At 36.1% G+C, this 16263-nt stretch carries 16 protein-coding genes and 1 tRNA gene; 2 read left to right on the forward strand and 15 right to left on the reverse strand.

The features are described from left to right. Positions 1-100 precede the first annotated feature (100 nt). Complete coding sequence (locus CHV_RS03345; protein ID WP_034577351.1) at positions 101-1804, forward strand: M3 family oligoendopeptidase; 1704 nt, start codon at positions 101-103, stop codon at positions 1802-1804. 77 nt (positions 1805-1881) lie between these two features. Here CHV_RS03345 and CHV_RS03350 read toward each other — a convergent pair whose 3' ends face one another. The 3 genes from CHV_RS03350 to CHV_RS03360 all read right to left on the reverse strand — a co-directional run bounded on the left by CHV_RS03350 (position 1882) and on the right by CHV_RS03360 (position 4154). Next, positions 1882-2997 carry an esterase/lipase family protein gene (locus CHV_RS03350; protein WP_034577353.1) on the reverse strand — a complete coding sequence of 372 codons (1116 nt, stop codon included), beginning with the start codon at positions 2995-2997 and terminating at the stop codon, positions 1882-1884. A 118-nt stretch (positions 2998-3115) separates the two neighbouring features. Continuing rightward, the gene (gene murI, locus CHV_RS03355) at positions 3116-3979 is read right to left on the reverse strand and encodes a glutamate racemase (RefSeq protein ID WP_051602212.1); all 864 of its coding nucleotides are present in this window, start codon (positions 3977-3979) and stop codon (positions 3116-3118) included. Positions 3980-4080: 101 nt separating this feature from the next. Next, positions 4081-4154, reverse strand: a tRNA-Ile gene (locus tag CHV_RS03360). Between the two features lie 546 nt (positions 4155-4700). Between CHV_RS03360 and CHV_RS03365 the strand changes: the two genes are divergently transcribed. Next, positions 4701-5396 (forward strand): hypothetical protein, encoded by a 696-nt coding sequence (locus CHV_RS03365; RefSeq protein WP_130721374.1) that lies wholly within the window; start codon positions 4701-4703, stop codon positions 5394-5396. A gap of 169 nt (positions 5397-5565) precedes the next feature. Here CHV_RS03365 and CHV_RS03370 read toward each other — a convergent pair whose 3' ends face one another. The 12 genes from CHV_RS03370 to CHV_RS03420 all read right to left on the reverse strand — a co-directional run bounded on the left by CHV_RS03370 (position 5566) and on the right by CHV_RS03420 (position 16085). Then, a complete protein-coding gene (locus CHV_RS03370) occupies positions 5566-6024 on the reverse strand; it encodes an Lrp/AsnC family transcriptional regulator (protein WP_051602213.1) in 459 nt (152 codons plus the stop codon). A gap of 112 nt (positions 6025-6136) precedes the next feature. Further along, positions 6137-7594 carry a S1C family serine protease gene (locus CHV_RS03375; RefSeq protein WP_165393844.1) on the reverse strand — a complete coding sequence of 486 codons (1458 nt, stop codon included), beginning with the start codon at positions 7592-7594 and terminating at the stop codon, positions 6137-6139. Between the two features lie 591 nt (positions 7595-8185). Further along, a complete protein-coding gene (locus CHV_RS03380) occupies positions 8186-9508 on the reverse strand; it encodes a CIS tube protein (protein ID WP_034577360.1) in 1323 nt (440 codons plus the stop codon). Between the two features lie 17 nt (positions 9509-9525). Next, positions 9526-9699, reverse strand: a complete 174-nt coding sequence (locus CHV_RS05610; protein ID WP_156933596.1) for a hypothetical protein — start codon at positions 9697-9699, stop codon at positions 9526-9528. A 47-nt stretch (positions 9700-9746) separates the two neighbouring features. Beyond that, positions 9747-10196 carry a phage tail protein gene (locus tag CHV_RS03385; protein ID WP_034577361.1) on the reverse strand — a complete coding sequence of 150 codons (450 nt, stop codon included), beginning with the start codon at positions 10194-10196 and terminating at the stop codon, positions 9747-9749. A 33-nt stretch (positions 10197-10229) separates the two neighbouring features. Beyond that, positions 10230-10685 (reverse strand): hypothetical protein, encoded by a 456-nt coding sequence (locus CHV_RS03390; protein ID WP_034577362.1) that lies wholly within the window; start codon positions 10683-10685, stop codon positions 10230-10232. 68 nt (positions 10686-10753) lie between these two features. Further along, positions 10754-11218 carry a hypothetical protein gene (locus CHV_RS03395; protein WP_034577363.1) on the reverse strand — a complete coding sequence of 155 codons (465 nt, stop codon included), beginning with the start codon at positions 11216-11218 and terminating at the stop codon, positions 10754-10756. A gap of 96 nt (positions 11219-11314) precedes the next feature. Continuing rightward, a complete protein-coding gene (locus CHV_RS03400; RefSeq protein WP_223245680.1) occupies positions 11315-12775 on the reverse strand; it encodes a phage tail sheath family protein in 1461 nt (486 codons plus the stop codon). 69 nt (positions 12776-12844) lie between these two features. Beyond that, a complete protein-coding gene (locus CHV_RS03405; protein WP_034577367.1) occupies positions 12845-13708 on the reverse strand; it encodes a hypothetical protein in 864 nt (287 codons plus the stop codon). 5 nt (positions 13709-13713) lie between these two features. Next, positions 13714-14274, reverse strand: a complete 561-nt coding sequence (locus tag CHV_RS03410; RefSeq protein WP_034577369.1) for a Pvc16 family protein — start codon at positions 14272-14274, stop codon at positions 13714-13716. A gap of 387 nt (positions 14275-14661) precedes the next feature. Further along, the gene (locus CHV_RS03415; RefSeq protein ID WP_034577371.1) at positions 14662-14904 is read right to left on the reverse strand and encodes a F0F1 ATP synthase subunit delta/epsilon; all 243 of its coding nucleotides are present in this window, start codon (positions 14902-14904) and stop codon (positions 14662-14664) included. Between the two features lie 305 nt (positions 14905-15209). Further along, positions 15210-16085, reverse strand: a complete 876-nt coding sequence (locus CHV_RS03420) for an IS982-like element ISCca1 family transposase (protein WP_034576736.1) — start codon at positions 16083-16085, stop codon at positions 15210-15212. Between the last annotated feature and the right edge of the window lie 178 nt (positions 16086-16263).

Raw genomic sequence — 16263 nt, forward strand, 5'->3', positions numbered from 1 at the left:
CCCCAAAATTTAAAACACAAAGAAGCTTCTTTAAACTCAAAAATTAAAATCTAATCCAGCGTTCAGGTTAGAAAAATTCGCCATATAAAAAATATATTCCATGCAGAAATACATTCGTACTTTTTTGCCAACAGATTACGTCATTACAGATTGGGCATCCATTGAGCCCTTCTACAGCCACTTACTGGCTAGAGACCTCTCTTCATTGGATGGTCTAAGACAATTTTTAGCTGATTGGAGTGAGCTAGAAGGGGCGCTAGAAGAGGATGCAGGTTGGCGTTACATTCGTACCTCTTGCGATACGACTGATGCAGTGGCTAAAGATCGTTATGAATATTATATTACAGCCATAGCCCCTCATCTAGCTGCTGTTACAGATGAATTGCATCAAAAAGTTTTAGCTGCAAAAGCAGCCCATATACTACGTAAAGAAACGCAATATGATATTTTTTTTCGAAAGATTGAAAATCAATTGCGTTGCTACAGACAAGAGAACATACCTATTCAAACTGAAATTCAGTTAAATACAAATCAATTTGGTGTGATAGCAGGTGCGATGGTAGTAGAAATAGCTGGCAAAGAATGCACTTTGCAACAAGCTGCACCCCATTTAGAATCTACTGACCGGATCTTTCGATGTGAGGTATATGATAAGATACAACAACGCAGGTTGCAAGATAAAGATGCACTTAATGCACTCTACTCAAAGTTGATTCAGCAACGCCATCAATTGGCCTTAAATGCTGGCTTTAAGAATTTTAGAGACTACGCCTTCGTATCTATGGATCGATTTGATTACACCCCAGCAGATTGTTTGACCTTGCATACAGCGATCCAAGAAGAAATAGTCCCACTGCTCAATGAATGGGCAAAAGCGCGCAAAGCAGAGCTGGGATTGGCCATACTCCAGCCATTTGATCATGCAGTAGATATAAAGGGGAGAAAGCCATTGCGTCCTTTTGCAGATGCCAAAGAACTGGTTGCTAAAACCATTGTGGTATTTGAGCAGTTGGATCCTTTTTTAGGAGATTGTTTGCGTACCATGCAACAAATGGGCCATTTGGACTTGGCCTCCCGTAAGGGAAAAGCGCCTGGTGGATATAATTATCCATTGGATGAGACCGGTGTACCTTTTATTTTTATGAATGCAGCTTCTACTGTAGATGATGTACGAACTATGTTCCATGAAGGAGGCCATGCGATTCATTCTTTTTTAGTGCATAACTTGTCCCTAAATGCTTTTAAGCATTGTCCATCAGAAATTGCAGAATTGGCCTCTATGTCTATGGAGTTACTCACTATGCCCTACTGGGATGTTTTCTTTACCAAACAAGAGGAGCTTAATCGTGCTAAAAAAGATCATTTGATCCATGTGATCAGTTGTTTGCCTTGGATAGCTGCCATTGATGCTTTTCAGCATTGGGTCTATACGCATCCTGATCATACTTTATCAGAAAGAGCAGAAAATTGGAATCGTATTTTTAGTAGTTTTTCAGATAGTGTAACGGATTGGACAGGTTATGAGGTAGTGAAAAGCCATTTATGGCAAAAACAATTGCATCTTTTTGAAGTGCCCTTCTATTACATTGAATATGCTATCGCACAGCTTGGCGCAATAGGAGTATGGAAGCATGCGCAAACAAACCCTAAACAAACATTGAATGGTTACCTAAATGCATTAAAATTAGGCTATACCACATCGATCCCTAGGGTCTACCAAACAGCGGGTGTTGGTTTTGATTTTAGCAAGGGACATATTCGTTCTCTCGCGCAATTCGTACGCAAAGCTTGGGCTGAACTTTAGCTTTAGCGTTGCACTTTGGCCAATAAAAGCTACTTTTTTTGTATGCACTTTTATCGTGTCGTGGGTGCTTGATTGGATCAGCTGTATTCGGGGGCTTGACATTCAGATGTGATAGAATCACTGTAGAAGATATCTTTCGCAAACTGGATTACCTCTTTTACCATAGTAGGATGACATAATATACTTTTAGTCTCTTCAATAGGGGATTCGTTTAAAATTTTACTATGAAGGGCATCTTCAATAATCTTTCTTTTAAAATTTCCTTTGTTTGTAATATGCCATGCAAGCTGACTATAGAGCGGCACAATCATATCATGTTTGTCTTTAACATCAAGATCTGTTTCGCCAAGATCTGTTTCGCCAACTATAATTTTAGTCCATGCGCTGTTGAGGTGTTTAAAATCATAGCTACTTTCATAGCTACTTTCTTTAGGTAGAAAAATTTTAAAGTCACTTAGACCTCCTCCTATAGCTAGTATAGGCACTTCTTCTTCAGAAAGTGTATCCTGAATCGAGTTTAAAAATATACTTCCTGGTTTTAAATCGTAGCATCCAGCAATTACCTCTGAAACTACCAAATTTTCTAGCCTGCACACAAGCTCTTGTTCAATCCAGTTGGTAGGCTGACCCATGCTATAGGATAGTGTGCACATATCATTCAAAACAGGCAGTGTAAAGTATTCTAAATACAATGCCTCGTTTTTAACTTTGGTAATTCTGTCAAGTTGGTTAAGTCTGTCAATTGTGTCAAGGATAGGCGCTCCTTCCCATGGCGTAGCTAGTGTAATAATCCCTTTTACATTTAACTTATCTTTGTACTGATCAAACATATTATACGCACGAAGACCACCTTGGCTATGACCTATTAGTAGTGTAGGCCTCTGTAGGTTTATGCTATCTGAAAGATCTGTGAAGCACTTATTACCTTGCTCTTTTATGGAATATAGGGCAGTTTTCTCTTTCGGTATACTAGTCAACGCAACTACAGAAGCACTAGGAAAAGTTTGCTCAAGCTGTTTTTTAAGCATACTAAAAGAGGAAGCATCCGCACCTAACCCATGAAACAAAACTATTAATGGCCTGGTATGATCTTGGTGGGAATTTGTACTACCATTTTGAGGGAGTCTATTAGAATCGCAACTGACCGTAAATAGTAAAAAAGTTATGCAGATAGAAATTTTAAATAAAAACATATTTTTTAAGTGGAAGCCATCATTTGTTTGATTTAGTTACCATTATTAGACCAATACAGATAGGTTACTGAATTTTAATATAATTTAAATCCAATTCAATTACAAACATATGACACCATCAATAGAGTGATGTAAGGTCTATGAATGGTGTATAGTCCGATAGATTGATGGCCATAGGTTTTTGTCCAAATAATTTATCAATAGCATTTTTAAAAGATGGGATTAACGCGGTTGCCATAAAACAGTCAGGCAATCTTTTTTTTGTTTTATTTAAAAGATGATGTACACTTAAAAGTTGCTGGACCGCTAATGCAGTAAGTTTTGCTGGATCGATCAGTTCAATCTCTTTTGAAAAGTGTTTCTTTAAAAAAAAATTTAAGGCTTGTTCTAAAAATATATAATGTGTACAAGCTGGAATCAGTGCATCTAAGTTTGGGGAAACGATTTGATTTAAATAACCATCTAATAAAAGATGATCTACTGATTTGCCATTGAAAGAGGCCTCTACCATAGGCACCAGTAGCGGCGTGGCCAGAGAAGTAACCGTTATACCAGTGGCTCGAAATCGTTTTGCATAGATGCCATATGATACAGTATATTTTGTACCTATAAGACCTACCTGGTTATAGCGATTTATTCCATCGATGTATCTGACTACTGGATCAACTACATTGATGATACCCATTTTATGTCCTATTGTTTTAAGATAATTGGCCATAAAATAATCTGCGGCAGCAGTGGCTGTATTACACGCAATGACCAGTAGTTTATACCGTTTACTTAGACAAAAATTTACTACTTGTGCAATATAGCCACATAATGCTACCGATGTTTTGTCACCATAAGGTAGATTTTTAGTATCTGCGATATAATGAATGGATTCCTGTGGTAAAATTTCTTTGATTGCCTTAGCAATGGTTAAACCACCTACACCACTGTCATAAATGGCAATTGGCGCATAGGTATATATATCGGGAAACACAGTAGAAGGGGATGGCTACTATTAAGGATTGACTGTATGGACAAACCAGGCAACTGATGGGTTAAGGCTAAGTATCATTGCAATAAGAAAGATAAATGATGTGGGCCCACCAGGACTTGAACCTGGGACCTGCTGATTATGAGTCAGATGCTCTAACCGACTGAGCTATGGGCCCTTTTATGAAATTTACCGCTACAGGTAGGTCTTAGCGATAAAATCCATAATACCACACAATGTTACGTCTTTTTTCTGAAAAAACCAGCTATTTTGCCTATATTGAGTTGGATTTTTGTCTGTTATGATCTTAAATCAGTCAATTTTTCGATATACAGCCACTTCTATGCATCTGGTCGGTAAGCTAGGGGGTGTGCTCCAATCATTTTTGTATTCGACTTATTTTTTCTAAATTGCCCAAGGTGATCGGTTTAACCTTCTTTTTACCTTTTTTATTGTCTCACTTTGGGAGAAAAACCCCGCACTTGCAGTGCGTCGTTTCAACATATTTGGCAATTAAAGGTTCAATTTTATAAAAAAGTAATCTGTTTGTAAAAAATTCTAGTACTTTTACAGATCAACTGATCAAGGATTATGTTGATAGACATGGATAAATAGAAGATCAACTTGGAGACTTTCAAGTCGAAAACTAGCTGTGGCTAAGGCATTCATGCCGTAATCTTAAGCCCTGTATTTGCAATGCAGGGTGAGTTAACTCCAATTTTTTATGCGTTGTTTTATAAGCTTGTTATTATTCCTTCTCAAGGTTTCAGTTCTTATCATTCCAGTGTCCTTCTTGGGCGCATCCTCTTGTCCGGCTGAAAAACAAGAAGTGGAAGTTTATCATCCTAGATGGTCTGAGTTAAATGAGCCAGAGGAAGATTTGCCTGAAGATAAGTGTCTGATTACCAAATTAGACTTAGGAAGGCTGCGCTTCCATATTGCACGTGGTCAACAACCTATTCATCCCGATGATGCTGGTTTTAAATCTAGTAATAATATGGTTCACGTCGATAAAGTCGACGATGCAGTCGATGATGAAAAAGCGTTTAACTGGGTATTAACCCCTAACTTTTATGGCCGTGTGACATCGGAAAAATTTCCTAAAACGATAAAATATGGTATGAAGTATAGGGGTAATCATGATGATGAAGAAGGTGGTATACCAAAGGAATTTTTGGATGAATGGTGGGCTATAGATCCTATAGAAGGGGATATCAAAGAAATCATATTGATTATTGCTAAAGGAATAGAAGGCAAATTAGATATAAGCAAATCACTACAAGAAGCCTTAAAAAAGAAAAAACAAAACAATGAAATTCAAGATTATGAAATTTTAGCTACTAGGCATGCGGTAATGCGGCACAACAAGTATGTTAAAGAAGGGAAAAAGGTTTACACTTTTATTCATATAGCTGGCTAGCTACTTATCAGCTTATTATATATAATAAGCTGATAAAAGCAAACAAAATGCTTATTAAATAAACAAACAATCTAATCCAGAACGACGCAGGTTAATAAGATTTTATCTATGGCTATAGTGCCAGAAATGGAAAATATATGCAATAAAATTTTACTTTCTAATCAGCCTTCTATTCTATAGATAATGGTTTATTTTTAAATAGTTGGCTGACTGGCAAAGTTTTGACATGGTCTACCATGGGCAACATATGAAGTTTTTCTATAACCATTGTTTGATAACTAGATAGATCTTTAACGTAAGCCATTAAAATAAAATCAAAGTCACCTATTACTTGATAGCAAGTTACAATGGATGGTATTTTATTAATTGTAAGTTTAAACAATTTGATGTGGTCGACTGTGATCTTTTGAAGACGAATAGCAACCATTAGATGTAGCCCAAAACCTAATTTTGGATAGTCGATTTGTGCAGCATAATGGGTAATAATTTCATACTGCTCCAACTTTTTTACCCGCTCAAGCGTAGCAGCAGGAGATAAATTGATTTTTTGTGCAAGGGCAGCATTTGTGATTTTTGAATCAACTTGCAAAATATTTAAAATATGTTTGTCTATATTATCTAGTTCCATAAGTCTATCTATCCCGCTAATAGGGTCAAATAAAGGGCTATACCAGTGAACCTATTCCTCTAACCACTTGGTATATGATGCAAAAAGCGCTTATAAAGAGCTAAAAGAGCAATTATTCTACACTTATAGGAGAACTGATCCACTGATGATGGGTCTCATCCCAAGTAAACCATCTGGGCTGAGGAATATGGGCTCTATACTCGACATAGTCTCTTGATGGCCTAGTACCTAAATGTAGCGCACCAAATGAATAAAAAGGAGACAAGTCTGTATAGGCTATAGTAAAGTATTTTTTAGCTATTAAAGATGGTATCACTGCCCCTAATGCTTCAAGACTGGCAAGCGGTTTTTCATTAAAAGATAAAACTTTAACCCTGAAATCATTTTTAATCCTATTAGGCGCAACATGATTAAAAATATGATTTGCGTCTGCTTTAACAAAGGTTAAGTTCTTAGCAGCTATACCATTTATTTTAGCCGAATAATCATCCATTTCAAAAAAGATAGCTCCGCCAAAATGGACCATTTTTTTGATCTTATGGCGCTCAAGATCATAAAGTCCTATTTTAATATTATGCCACTGACCCATTCTAAAAATGGTTAACACTACATGATCTGTAGTAGCGAGATTCATAGCCATATCAAAAGCAACTAAATTAGGTCCTATTTGCTGACCATTAATGGCCCAAATCACATCTCCAGGAAATAGCAATCCATCCGCAGGGCTACCAGTTAGCACATAATCTACTCCAATCACAGAGGTGGCGCCATTAGGAAATGTCTTGATGTATTGTTGTTGGCATGATGTGGGCAACCCATCATACTGAACCAAATCTTTAATAGGCGTAGATTGGGTAATGATCCCTATTTGCTTCCTAATGGGGCATTTACCCTGCCGGATGGCTGACAAGGCATACCGAATGTATTCAGGATGGATGGCCAGGGCAAATGTATTATTTCCAGCATAATTAAGGGCTATGGCCTGTCCATGTTTATTAAAAACAGGAGAACCACTTGATCCACCCTTGGTATTTAAACTAAGCTTAACAGAGTGTTGGGGCATGTTACCTTCCACCTCATACAAATCTGCTACAACGCCTGTATGTAAAGAAAAGCTATACCCTGCATTATTGCCAACGATAAAAATAGGCTGATCCATAACTGGATTACGACGGCTAAAAGTAGCTTCGGTAACTTCTTGTGGAATAGCTGTAGGTGCAACTTGTAAAAATCCATAGTCCAGCCATGGATCATAATAGACTAGATGGGCCTCTTGCTGAATGCCATTAAAAAAGGTTACTTTGTAATTACCCACTACAGCAGCCCCTATTACATGTTGATTGGTTAACAAATAGCCATGTCCCTTATCTACCACACATCCTGTTCCACTCCACTTATTTCCTTTTTCGTAAGCTGCAAAAGAAGCACTTACATCAATGGTTACTACCGATTTTTTAGCCTGTTCAATTACCTTTTCAGGAAATAACTCCTTGGCTAAAAGAATGGGTGTAGGCAGGAAAAGGGCAAAAAGTATAGCCCAACATTTGGGCTTTAAAATATTTATTTCCATAGGCATTTTAGTAAATAGCGCTTATAACAAGCTAAAAATATCAATAGATTAATAGATCAATAAACATCATAAAAGGCTATACTATGGCATAAGCGCCTCCTCTCTTTGAGATTGCTGATAAGTCTCTTCTAGCTTATAGCATTTATATAACCAACTAGTCTATTACAAAACAATTTCTTGACTTTGCCACTCGAGGTGAATGGGATGCCATGTCCAAACTTTAGGTGGTGCTAAGTTTGGGTCATATTCTACATTAGTTTTATATCGATCATGCGCAAATCCGTCCCACATTCCATGCCTTAGTGGGATATAATTGATGTATTCAATTGTAAAATATTTTTGATGCACCAATTGCGGAATCAATTCAATTATGGAAGTTTATTAAATATGATAAGAGCCATTCGGGTCAGATAGATTACCCACAATTTAAAAAGCACTTTTGGATTTTTACATTTAAATATTTGAATGGATTATTTAAAGGATGATACCGTAATAAATATAGAAAAATAGATTGAAATATACTTGAACGTCGATGCACTTCTCAAAAAAGTATTACGAGAAAAGAGAGGGATTCAAAACAGCCTTATTTTTTTAAAATCCGCTTGATTTGACTATTTTTTTTCCAGCATCATATGCTCTGGGTGCTACTTTTTTAGCAAAATTTTTGAGCCTTCGCAAGAAGCTTATTTTCTTTCTCATAACATTAACGTTTGCTTTTAGTCCACTTAGTTTACGTAAACTATCTGGTGCATTTGCCGCAACTGCAGCTGCAGCACTACCAGCTGCTGCGGCACCACTAGCTAGTGCTTTACCTGTTTTGGGGAAGCGTCTTTTACCTTTAGCTGTACGGCTACTTGGCCCAGAAGCCACACTATGTTTGGAAGATCTACCTAAACTACCACCTAACAGATGGCTTTTACTACTTGGAGCAGATCGATTGGAGGACCTGTCTATTCCTGTCAAAACAGTATCTCCTCCGGATGAACCTGAATCAATAGCTAGCCTATGTCCTCCTCCACCAATCCCCCCTCCACTGCCACCAGGCCCATTACCTGCAACGCCGCCTTTAAAGCCATTGCTAGTATGGTCAACATCTGATCCAGCACTATAACTGGCAGAATGTGTAGAACCAGTAGAATGATCCATATCTACACTAGCACCATAATGACCAGCGTTATCTTTGTCGAGATTAGCAGTAGGCTTTCCTCCAGCATGGCCCACGTTGGCACCGTGCACCTGATGGCTAGAACTATTAGCGCCATGATAGACATCATCAGGGCCTCCACTATAGGCACCATCTGGCGCACCACTGTAGGCACCATTCATACCATTGGGTGTCGGTGCAAAAGCTGTATCACTAGATAAAGACTGGCCAGGCTTCGTTTGATGTAGCGTTGCATGGGTACCAGATGGCTTTGCATAGTTGGTGTCTACACCAGCAGCAGATTTCCCTTTACCTAAAGGAACAATCTCTTCTAATACAGCTATACGCGCCTCCGCTCTCACCAACGTACCATCTACTTGAAACATGGAATAGACTATATCTAAATCTACCAACCTGCCTTTAAAATCAATATGGCCCCAGATTATGCGAATATAATTAGGAGCATTATGCTTTTTATGGGGATTATAGGTAACATCTTGTAGCTGTTTTACTTGTTCCATAACTGCAATTGCATTGCTACCAGGTATAATGCCTGTATTATCAAACAAAAGACTAAAAGAAAGCAATCTTGGAGGCGACCCACAATATTTGAGCAAATTAGCACCAGCCATGCCCTCAGGTACATGGTATGATACAGCACTTTTAATTGTTAAGTTTTCTGGATTAATAGATGTAATAAATTCACCTGAAAAAGAAGAAAATTTATTATCATTACATGCTTTAATAACTAGTTTGCTAACATTACTCATAACAGTAGATGTATCATTTACCTTGTAGATCGATCCTCTAATAGGTTCAAAAAGTCTCTTGCCAATGCGAGCTTCTGCTGTTCTGTAGTATTGAATAAAAACACATCCGACCTATTTTTAGCACAATCTACTTGCTTATTGGATTCATAAACTTTAACCTGGATTACTAATTCATTAATTTTAACAGGCATAATCAATAAAATTAATTTTTAATACAAACAGCGAGACATTATAGATATTACTTTGTTCGTACAAGCCTAGAATAGCCAATCGTAATGGTTTCTCCTATTCCAGGATCTGTCTGAGCATTTAACTGGAATGGCGTAATGGCAATTCCTTTTGGATAGACATCCTCTAGCTTCCATTGCGCCAAAATCTTCGCTTCTTTATTCAAGACTAAAATATGGGCCTGCGTAAGCTTAAAAAGACCTTTATCAATGGCATCTTCGCACCAAACCGTCATTTTAGTTTTCCCTTCTACCAAAGGCCTAGTCAAGATCAGGTCGGTGGTTTCACATGCACTGGATCTGTAATAAGGCCTATTAGCCCCCCCAGGTAAATAGGCCTCCATATTTAAAAAATTATTTAATCCTTCCACTTTATAGAAATACTCTGGGGAACTACCATCTGTGACACCCAATATTTCTACTTGAAAAGAATGTGAGTGGACTAAATTAAAATCCGCCATAAAGATTAGAATTCATATTCAAACATCATACAATTACTTCTTATCTGGCTGCAAGCCTTGTAAAGTAAAACGTATACGGATATAGCCCATTTCACCTGTAGTCTCGTTTTTCCTATTTAAAAACAACTCTGCTTTTTGTACAATAACGTCATTTACAGTTGTTTTTGTATCTATTGAACCATCTTTTTTATGTACACAAAGTGTAAATGGCTCTGCATTATATTTATCTGCAAGCACCTCTTGTACCAAACTATATGCTTTAGTTAATAACTGTTTACCAGTTATAAAAGGTAAAAACTCTACGGTAAAGGTTACTACTTCTTGCGCACTGTGTTGATTCTGAAAAAGAGGTGCACGGGTTGCCGTATCATATACGGTAGCTTTAGTAGATGTTCTTTGATTAGGCATACCAACCGCAGAAACACTACAAGTTTTACTATCAAAACCTGCTTGATTAAAGTGTTTATAATCAATAGTTACTCTTTGCATAATATCTTTCTGTTTCTTTCTAGTTAACCTATTTAATATCTGTAAAATTCAATAATGGATCCAGAAAGTTATTGTTTAATAACAAAACTAACTGGATCATAAATAGAAAGTTCTGCTGTTACTTCCTGTAATCCCGTCTCAGGATCTACTTCACTGCTTATGTCACTCACGTACCCCTGAAATTGCATATGGGTAAATGGTTTATCATCATTGGTTGCAATGCTAAAGAGCATATTTTCTACATACTTGTCAGGATTATTTTCTTTGGTTGCATCTAAGTTTTTTTCTATCTTTTTAATATCATCATCAAACTTTTTATCTGGTGTTTTGAGAATAGAAACTTTAACATCAGCTGTTTGATTGATTTCTGCCCCTTTATGTATCGCATAGACTGCCTTGCCTTGTCCATTGATGGATCTTACATATTGAGATCGATTTTCTAAAGCAACTGCTATGTGGTAATCGGTTATACTAACCTTTGAAGAACCTAAATTAAAATGGACTATAGCAGGTATTAACAAATTATCAGCCATGGTTATTTCAGTTTTAAATATTTTTTAGAATTATAAACAATCGTCTTAATACAGGGGGTAAAAACTAGTTTACCCCCCCTGTACACATATGCATGGCTAACCGTCTGCACCCATTTTTTGCTCAAAGGTAATCACAATAAACTCAGCTGGTCTAGGAGCTGATACTTTTACCGAAATACGCATGATGCCTTCATTAACGTCATCCTGCGACATGGTCTCACCTAATCCACAAAGTACCGTAAATGCCTCTGCAGGACTTCCACCCACTAAAGCACCTTGCCTCCAAAGATTGGTCAAAAAGTTAGAAATCATACCCTGTACAACAGCCCAAGTAACGGGTACGTTTGGCCTAAAAACAACAGAAAATGCAGCATTTTTAATAGATTGCTCAATAAGTATAAACAACCTTCTAACATTAATATATCTCCATTCTGGACTGTTTCCAGCCAAGGTTCTTGCGCCCCAAACTACAGCAGCACCTGCTCCCTTAAAAGTACGGATGGCATTGATGGATTTACCACTAATATTATCTACGTTAAGAGCTTCTTGCTCTTCATGGGTAATCTTAACCATTGGTTCAACCACAGCATTTAAGTTTTGATTCGCTGGCGCAATCCATACACCCCTTGCCTTATCTGTTCTAGTATAAAGGCCTGCCATAGCTGGAGCTGCTGGAAGAATATTTAATCGATCTGCAATGGTTTTACGAAGTAATTTGTATTCTTTACTGCTATTTTTTAGTCCAGCATCCCAGTAAATCTTTTCTTTCTCTGTTGTAGCACTGACCAAATTAGAAAGCATGGTTTGATGCTCTGATTGCAACACATTCTTTAGCGCGTCTAGATCAAAATTTTTGTAATCAATACTATTCAATGGGATAATGTTTGTTCTAACCCATGGATAATAGGCAGCTCCATAACTCAAATTATCTAATCCAATGTATTCACGAAATCTATTTACATATTTGTTTTTATCTTCGATAGATAGTTCATGGTTGCCACCCCATATATCAAATAATGCCACTTTATTCAAATACTTCCCACAATGGGCCAGTGCATAGGTCTGCACCGCATAGTAAGAGGCATCTTCTTCATCTAATAAAAGTGAATCCGGCATTAACAACATAGTTGGTACCTCTTCTCCAGCTAATGTGTCTATACCTTGTTTAAATAGGTCCGGTGTAATGGCTGGCTGGACATTTGGATCGCCATATTGACCGACAGATACAATGAAGCAGTCTGCTCCACCATTGTCAAAAAATAGTTTTAAACTATTATAGAGATAGAATGTAGAATTTTGGCTCTGTTCCATTGCATAAGATTTTCCATTCATTACCAAATCTTTATTTCCATTGGTAACTTCCTTAATGGTATAAACAGGAACAGCTGGCCCTCCAAAAAATAACTCATATTCAGAAAGTGAAGAGATCTGAACTGGTTTCATATGAAAAGATTTTCCGTTGATTTCAGCTCTTTCAGTAAAACCTATAAAAGCAGGAACTGCAGTTGATACTTGAACCACAGCGTTGGCACCCGTATCCTTCTCGACGATGTACACGCCGGGAGTTTTTAAATTTTCAGCCATTTTATTTATTTGATTTTTAAATTAATTATAATAAAAGTTAAATTAAACATATACAACTATATCACTATAGAGTTTTTTTTTATTGACCTTATCTTTCTTGAGCGAATCATAGGTAGGATAAGGCAATTTTTTTAATACTATTGTTTTATTTTGGTCAGTGCTTTTATCAAGCTCACAAAGTGAAAAAGAACGATCGTATTGATCAAAAAGCTCCATGGGCATCTTAGATTCTGCATAATAGGTATTAGGCAATTCAGTAGAAGCTTTTACAGCACTAAAGTAAGAGCCATCTTCTTCAGATAGAATGGTTAATAATCCATTCAGTCGCTTTTTAGTATCTACCAAATAGTATCGCCAAAAAGTGGCGCGATTTTGAATTTTAATTTTATAGAGAATTGGCTCTATACAAGAAGTCTTTTTTTGTTTGGATAATAGAGGGATCCAATAGGTAAGATCTATATCAATCATTGCAAAAATATTGCAACCCGGTTGTGTAGGATAATGTTCCACTTCCCGAATCTTTACCAAGTCTGATATACTGATAAAGGGTTTGTTATGTAGCAAATCACTATTAGCATATCGATTAGATAAGTAATAGACTTCACCTGTTGGATAACCTGCGTCTAATTCTGAAAGATTCAATGCTTGGTTATTTTTTAAGATCATTATAAAAGAAAGAATGATGCCCTCTGCCTTTTTTTTAAACAATTCCAATGGATGGTCATAATCCTGTGAAAGCCATATAAGCTCTATGCCATCCGAGTGAGTTAACATACGAACCCTACGTTGTACCATCCAAGAAGCAGTCGAAAAAGTTGGTTGAATATCAAAATCATTTTGGACATTATTAGATTTATAATAATTATTTGAAATAGCGATTCGAAATAATTTTGTTGCAAAGGCCATAACTATTACCTTTCACGTGATGAAAATGTGGATACGACTTTTAAACCCATAGTAGTATCTCCTATAAATATAAGGCCCACTTTATATAGCAAAGAAGGGCTATACGGCGCATGTAAACTTTCCCAAAGCATGGCCTTTTCTGATGCAGTCATCTTAACCAACTCAACGGAAAAACTTTCCACGCCTATTTCTTGTAGAATGGGCGTATTACAGCTGTCAAAATGGGACTTATTTTGAAAGAATGCAGCTATATAAGCCAGTAATTCTAAATTTTTTAGCAACTCAGATGGTTTATAATCAACAGAAAATAAAAAATAAAGGTTGAATGCTTCTGGTGTTTTTCGTAATATAAAACCATCTCCTTGTGGGACATATTGGGTAGGATTGCTACACAATTCTACGGACGTAATATCCACCAATCTCATCATAATACCCTTTAAGGATTTGCTTTCTATTTGAGAATTTGCTAAAATTGCCAAAGATATAACTGGCCCTTTTACATTCGTTTTAGATTGAATGTATTGATTGGCCTCAGATAATATAATACTAGTGCAATGGTGTAGCATTTTTAGTCCTTTTGTTATTAATGATGCTTATTGCATACTGGCTGTAATTATTGGAAAAATACGGCAAACTGGCTTTGCTAGCCTAATTATTCATTAGTTATCTATCTATTCAGATAAACGAAAAGGAGTATACTGTTTAATATATTACATTTTTAGATTAATGTTTACTCAAAACCAAAAAAATATTTTAGACTACTTTACTTAAAAATTGTAGTATAGTATACTTTATAGTAAGCCAAAGCAGCAGCAGGTGGGGATCTTTTAAGATTAAAGAGCCAAAAAGTTGAAAACTTCCTATTTAGAGTTCAAGAAACAGAAAAGCTACTAGATATAGTCTACTTATTGTAGGCCTATTTGTTAGCTATATTTGACCAAATCGTCCACTTTTTACTTTACTGGCTCACAAACTACTATAACTTGGTTATCAGCTACTGAAGTAAAGCCACTTTTTACTAAAATCGATGCTGTAGTAGGTCCGGTTGTATAAGTAATTTGCCCTGCTGTTAAACTACTTAATATAGGGGTATGATTAGAACATACCTGAAACGGACCAAGCGGACTTGGTAGCTTTACACTATTCACTTCTCCATTGAAAAGGCTACCACTAGGGGCTACGATAGACAAGTTCATATTTAATATATTTATCTATTTAGCGGATTGCTATAATACAACCTAAATTAGCTGATTGTTCCCACTGCTTATGGATGAAAGGTAAACAAAAGGTTTTTTAAAAGCAAATGGCCTCAAACGATTACAAATCGAGACCGTTGCGATAGCCTTATTAGTCATCCCTGAAGTATTTTTTGTATAAGAAAATATTTAATTGATATGTCTTTGTAATATTGGGATTTTAGGATGTTTCTTATTTTTGCTAACCTCTATTGTAAAACAAAAGTTTTTAGGTGAATATTATTAACCTGAACTCTGGATTAGAATTATTGTAAACCAGTTGTATATATATTAGCTATAGCCGGTTTTTTCTCTTTTAGCCCATAAGCAGTAATACCAGCTATTAAATTGACAATAAAATTAGGTATGCTTCTGTGTCTAGAGTGTTCTATTTGGCTAATATTTTTAAGCTGATCGATAATGATTTCAATGATGGATCTCTTTCGAAGCATTAATTTATCCCATAATGTCATAAAAGCATTTTTCATATTTTTCTTGATATGGGTAATGAGCTCTATTCCTTTTTCCATAAGTTTTTCAAATAATTCTTTGCTGATATAGCCTTTATCCGAGAATACTTTACCGATTAAATTTTTGCATAAACTTTTTGCAGGGAATCTATCCTTGACCCTACCTGGGGTAAGTGTAAAATTCATAATTTCACCTAAATCATTTACAATCAAATGTAACTTGAACCCAAAAAACCAGCCAGTCGTTGTTTTACCTTTAGTAGCTATTGATTTAAATACTTTGTTAGAACAAGCCCTTTGTACCTTACAAACTTTAATGGCTGTTGAATCCATAAAATAACAACCTGTTCTTGTCTTAGAAAGACTATGCGTAAAGAAATACATAGGAACTAACGTTCTTTTTACTAGTGATATGAATCTATTATAGCTCACTAATGTTCTAAACTCACTTGAGTGAAATTGCTCTAAATGAATATAATACATCTTAAAATTTCTAAAACCTATTAGATGAAAAGCAATTAGTATAGTCATTATTTCGCTTAAGTTAAGAGAACAAGTTCTAGTGGGTTTTCTTGTGGGCTCTGTTAACAGCTTTTTCTCCATATAAGGCATAAATTTTATTAAAAACTCATCTACCATATAATATATTTCTACTAATTTGTCTACATTCATAAGCGGCTCCTTTAGTTTTTAGAGGTAATTTTCAATCACCTAAATTTAAAACTCAAAGAAGCTTCTTTATACGCAAATATGAAAATCTAATCCAGAGTTCAGGTTAATTGATCTTATTAATCTAAAAATATAATACGAACTACAAACCTAATATACAAAATATTTCATGACGACACTA

The sequence above is a fragment of the Cardinium endosymbiont cBtQ1 of Bemisia tabaci genome (assembly GCF_000689375.1).
Lineage (GTDB): Bacteria > Bacteroidota > Bacteroidia > Cytophagales > Amoebophilaceae > Cardinium.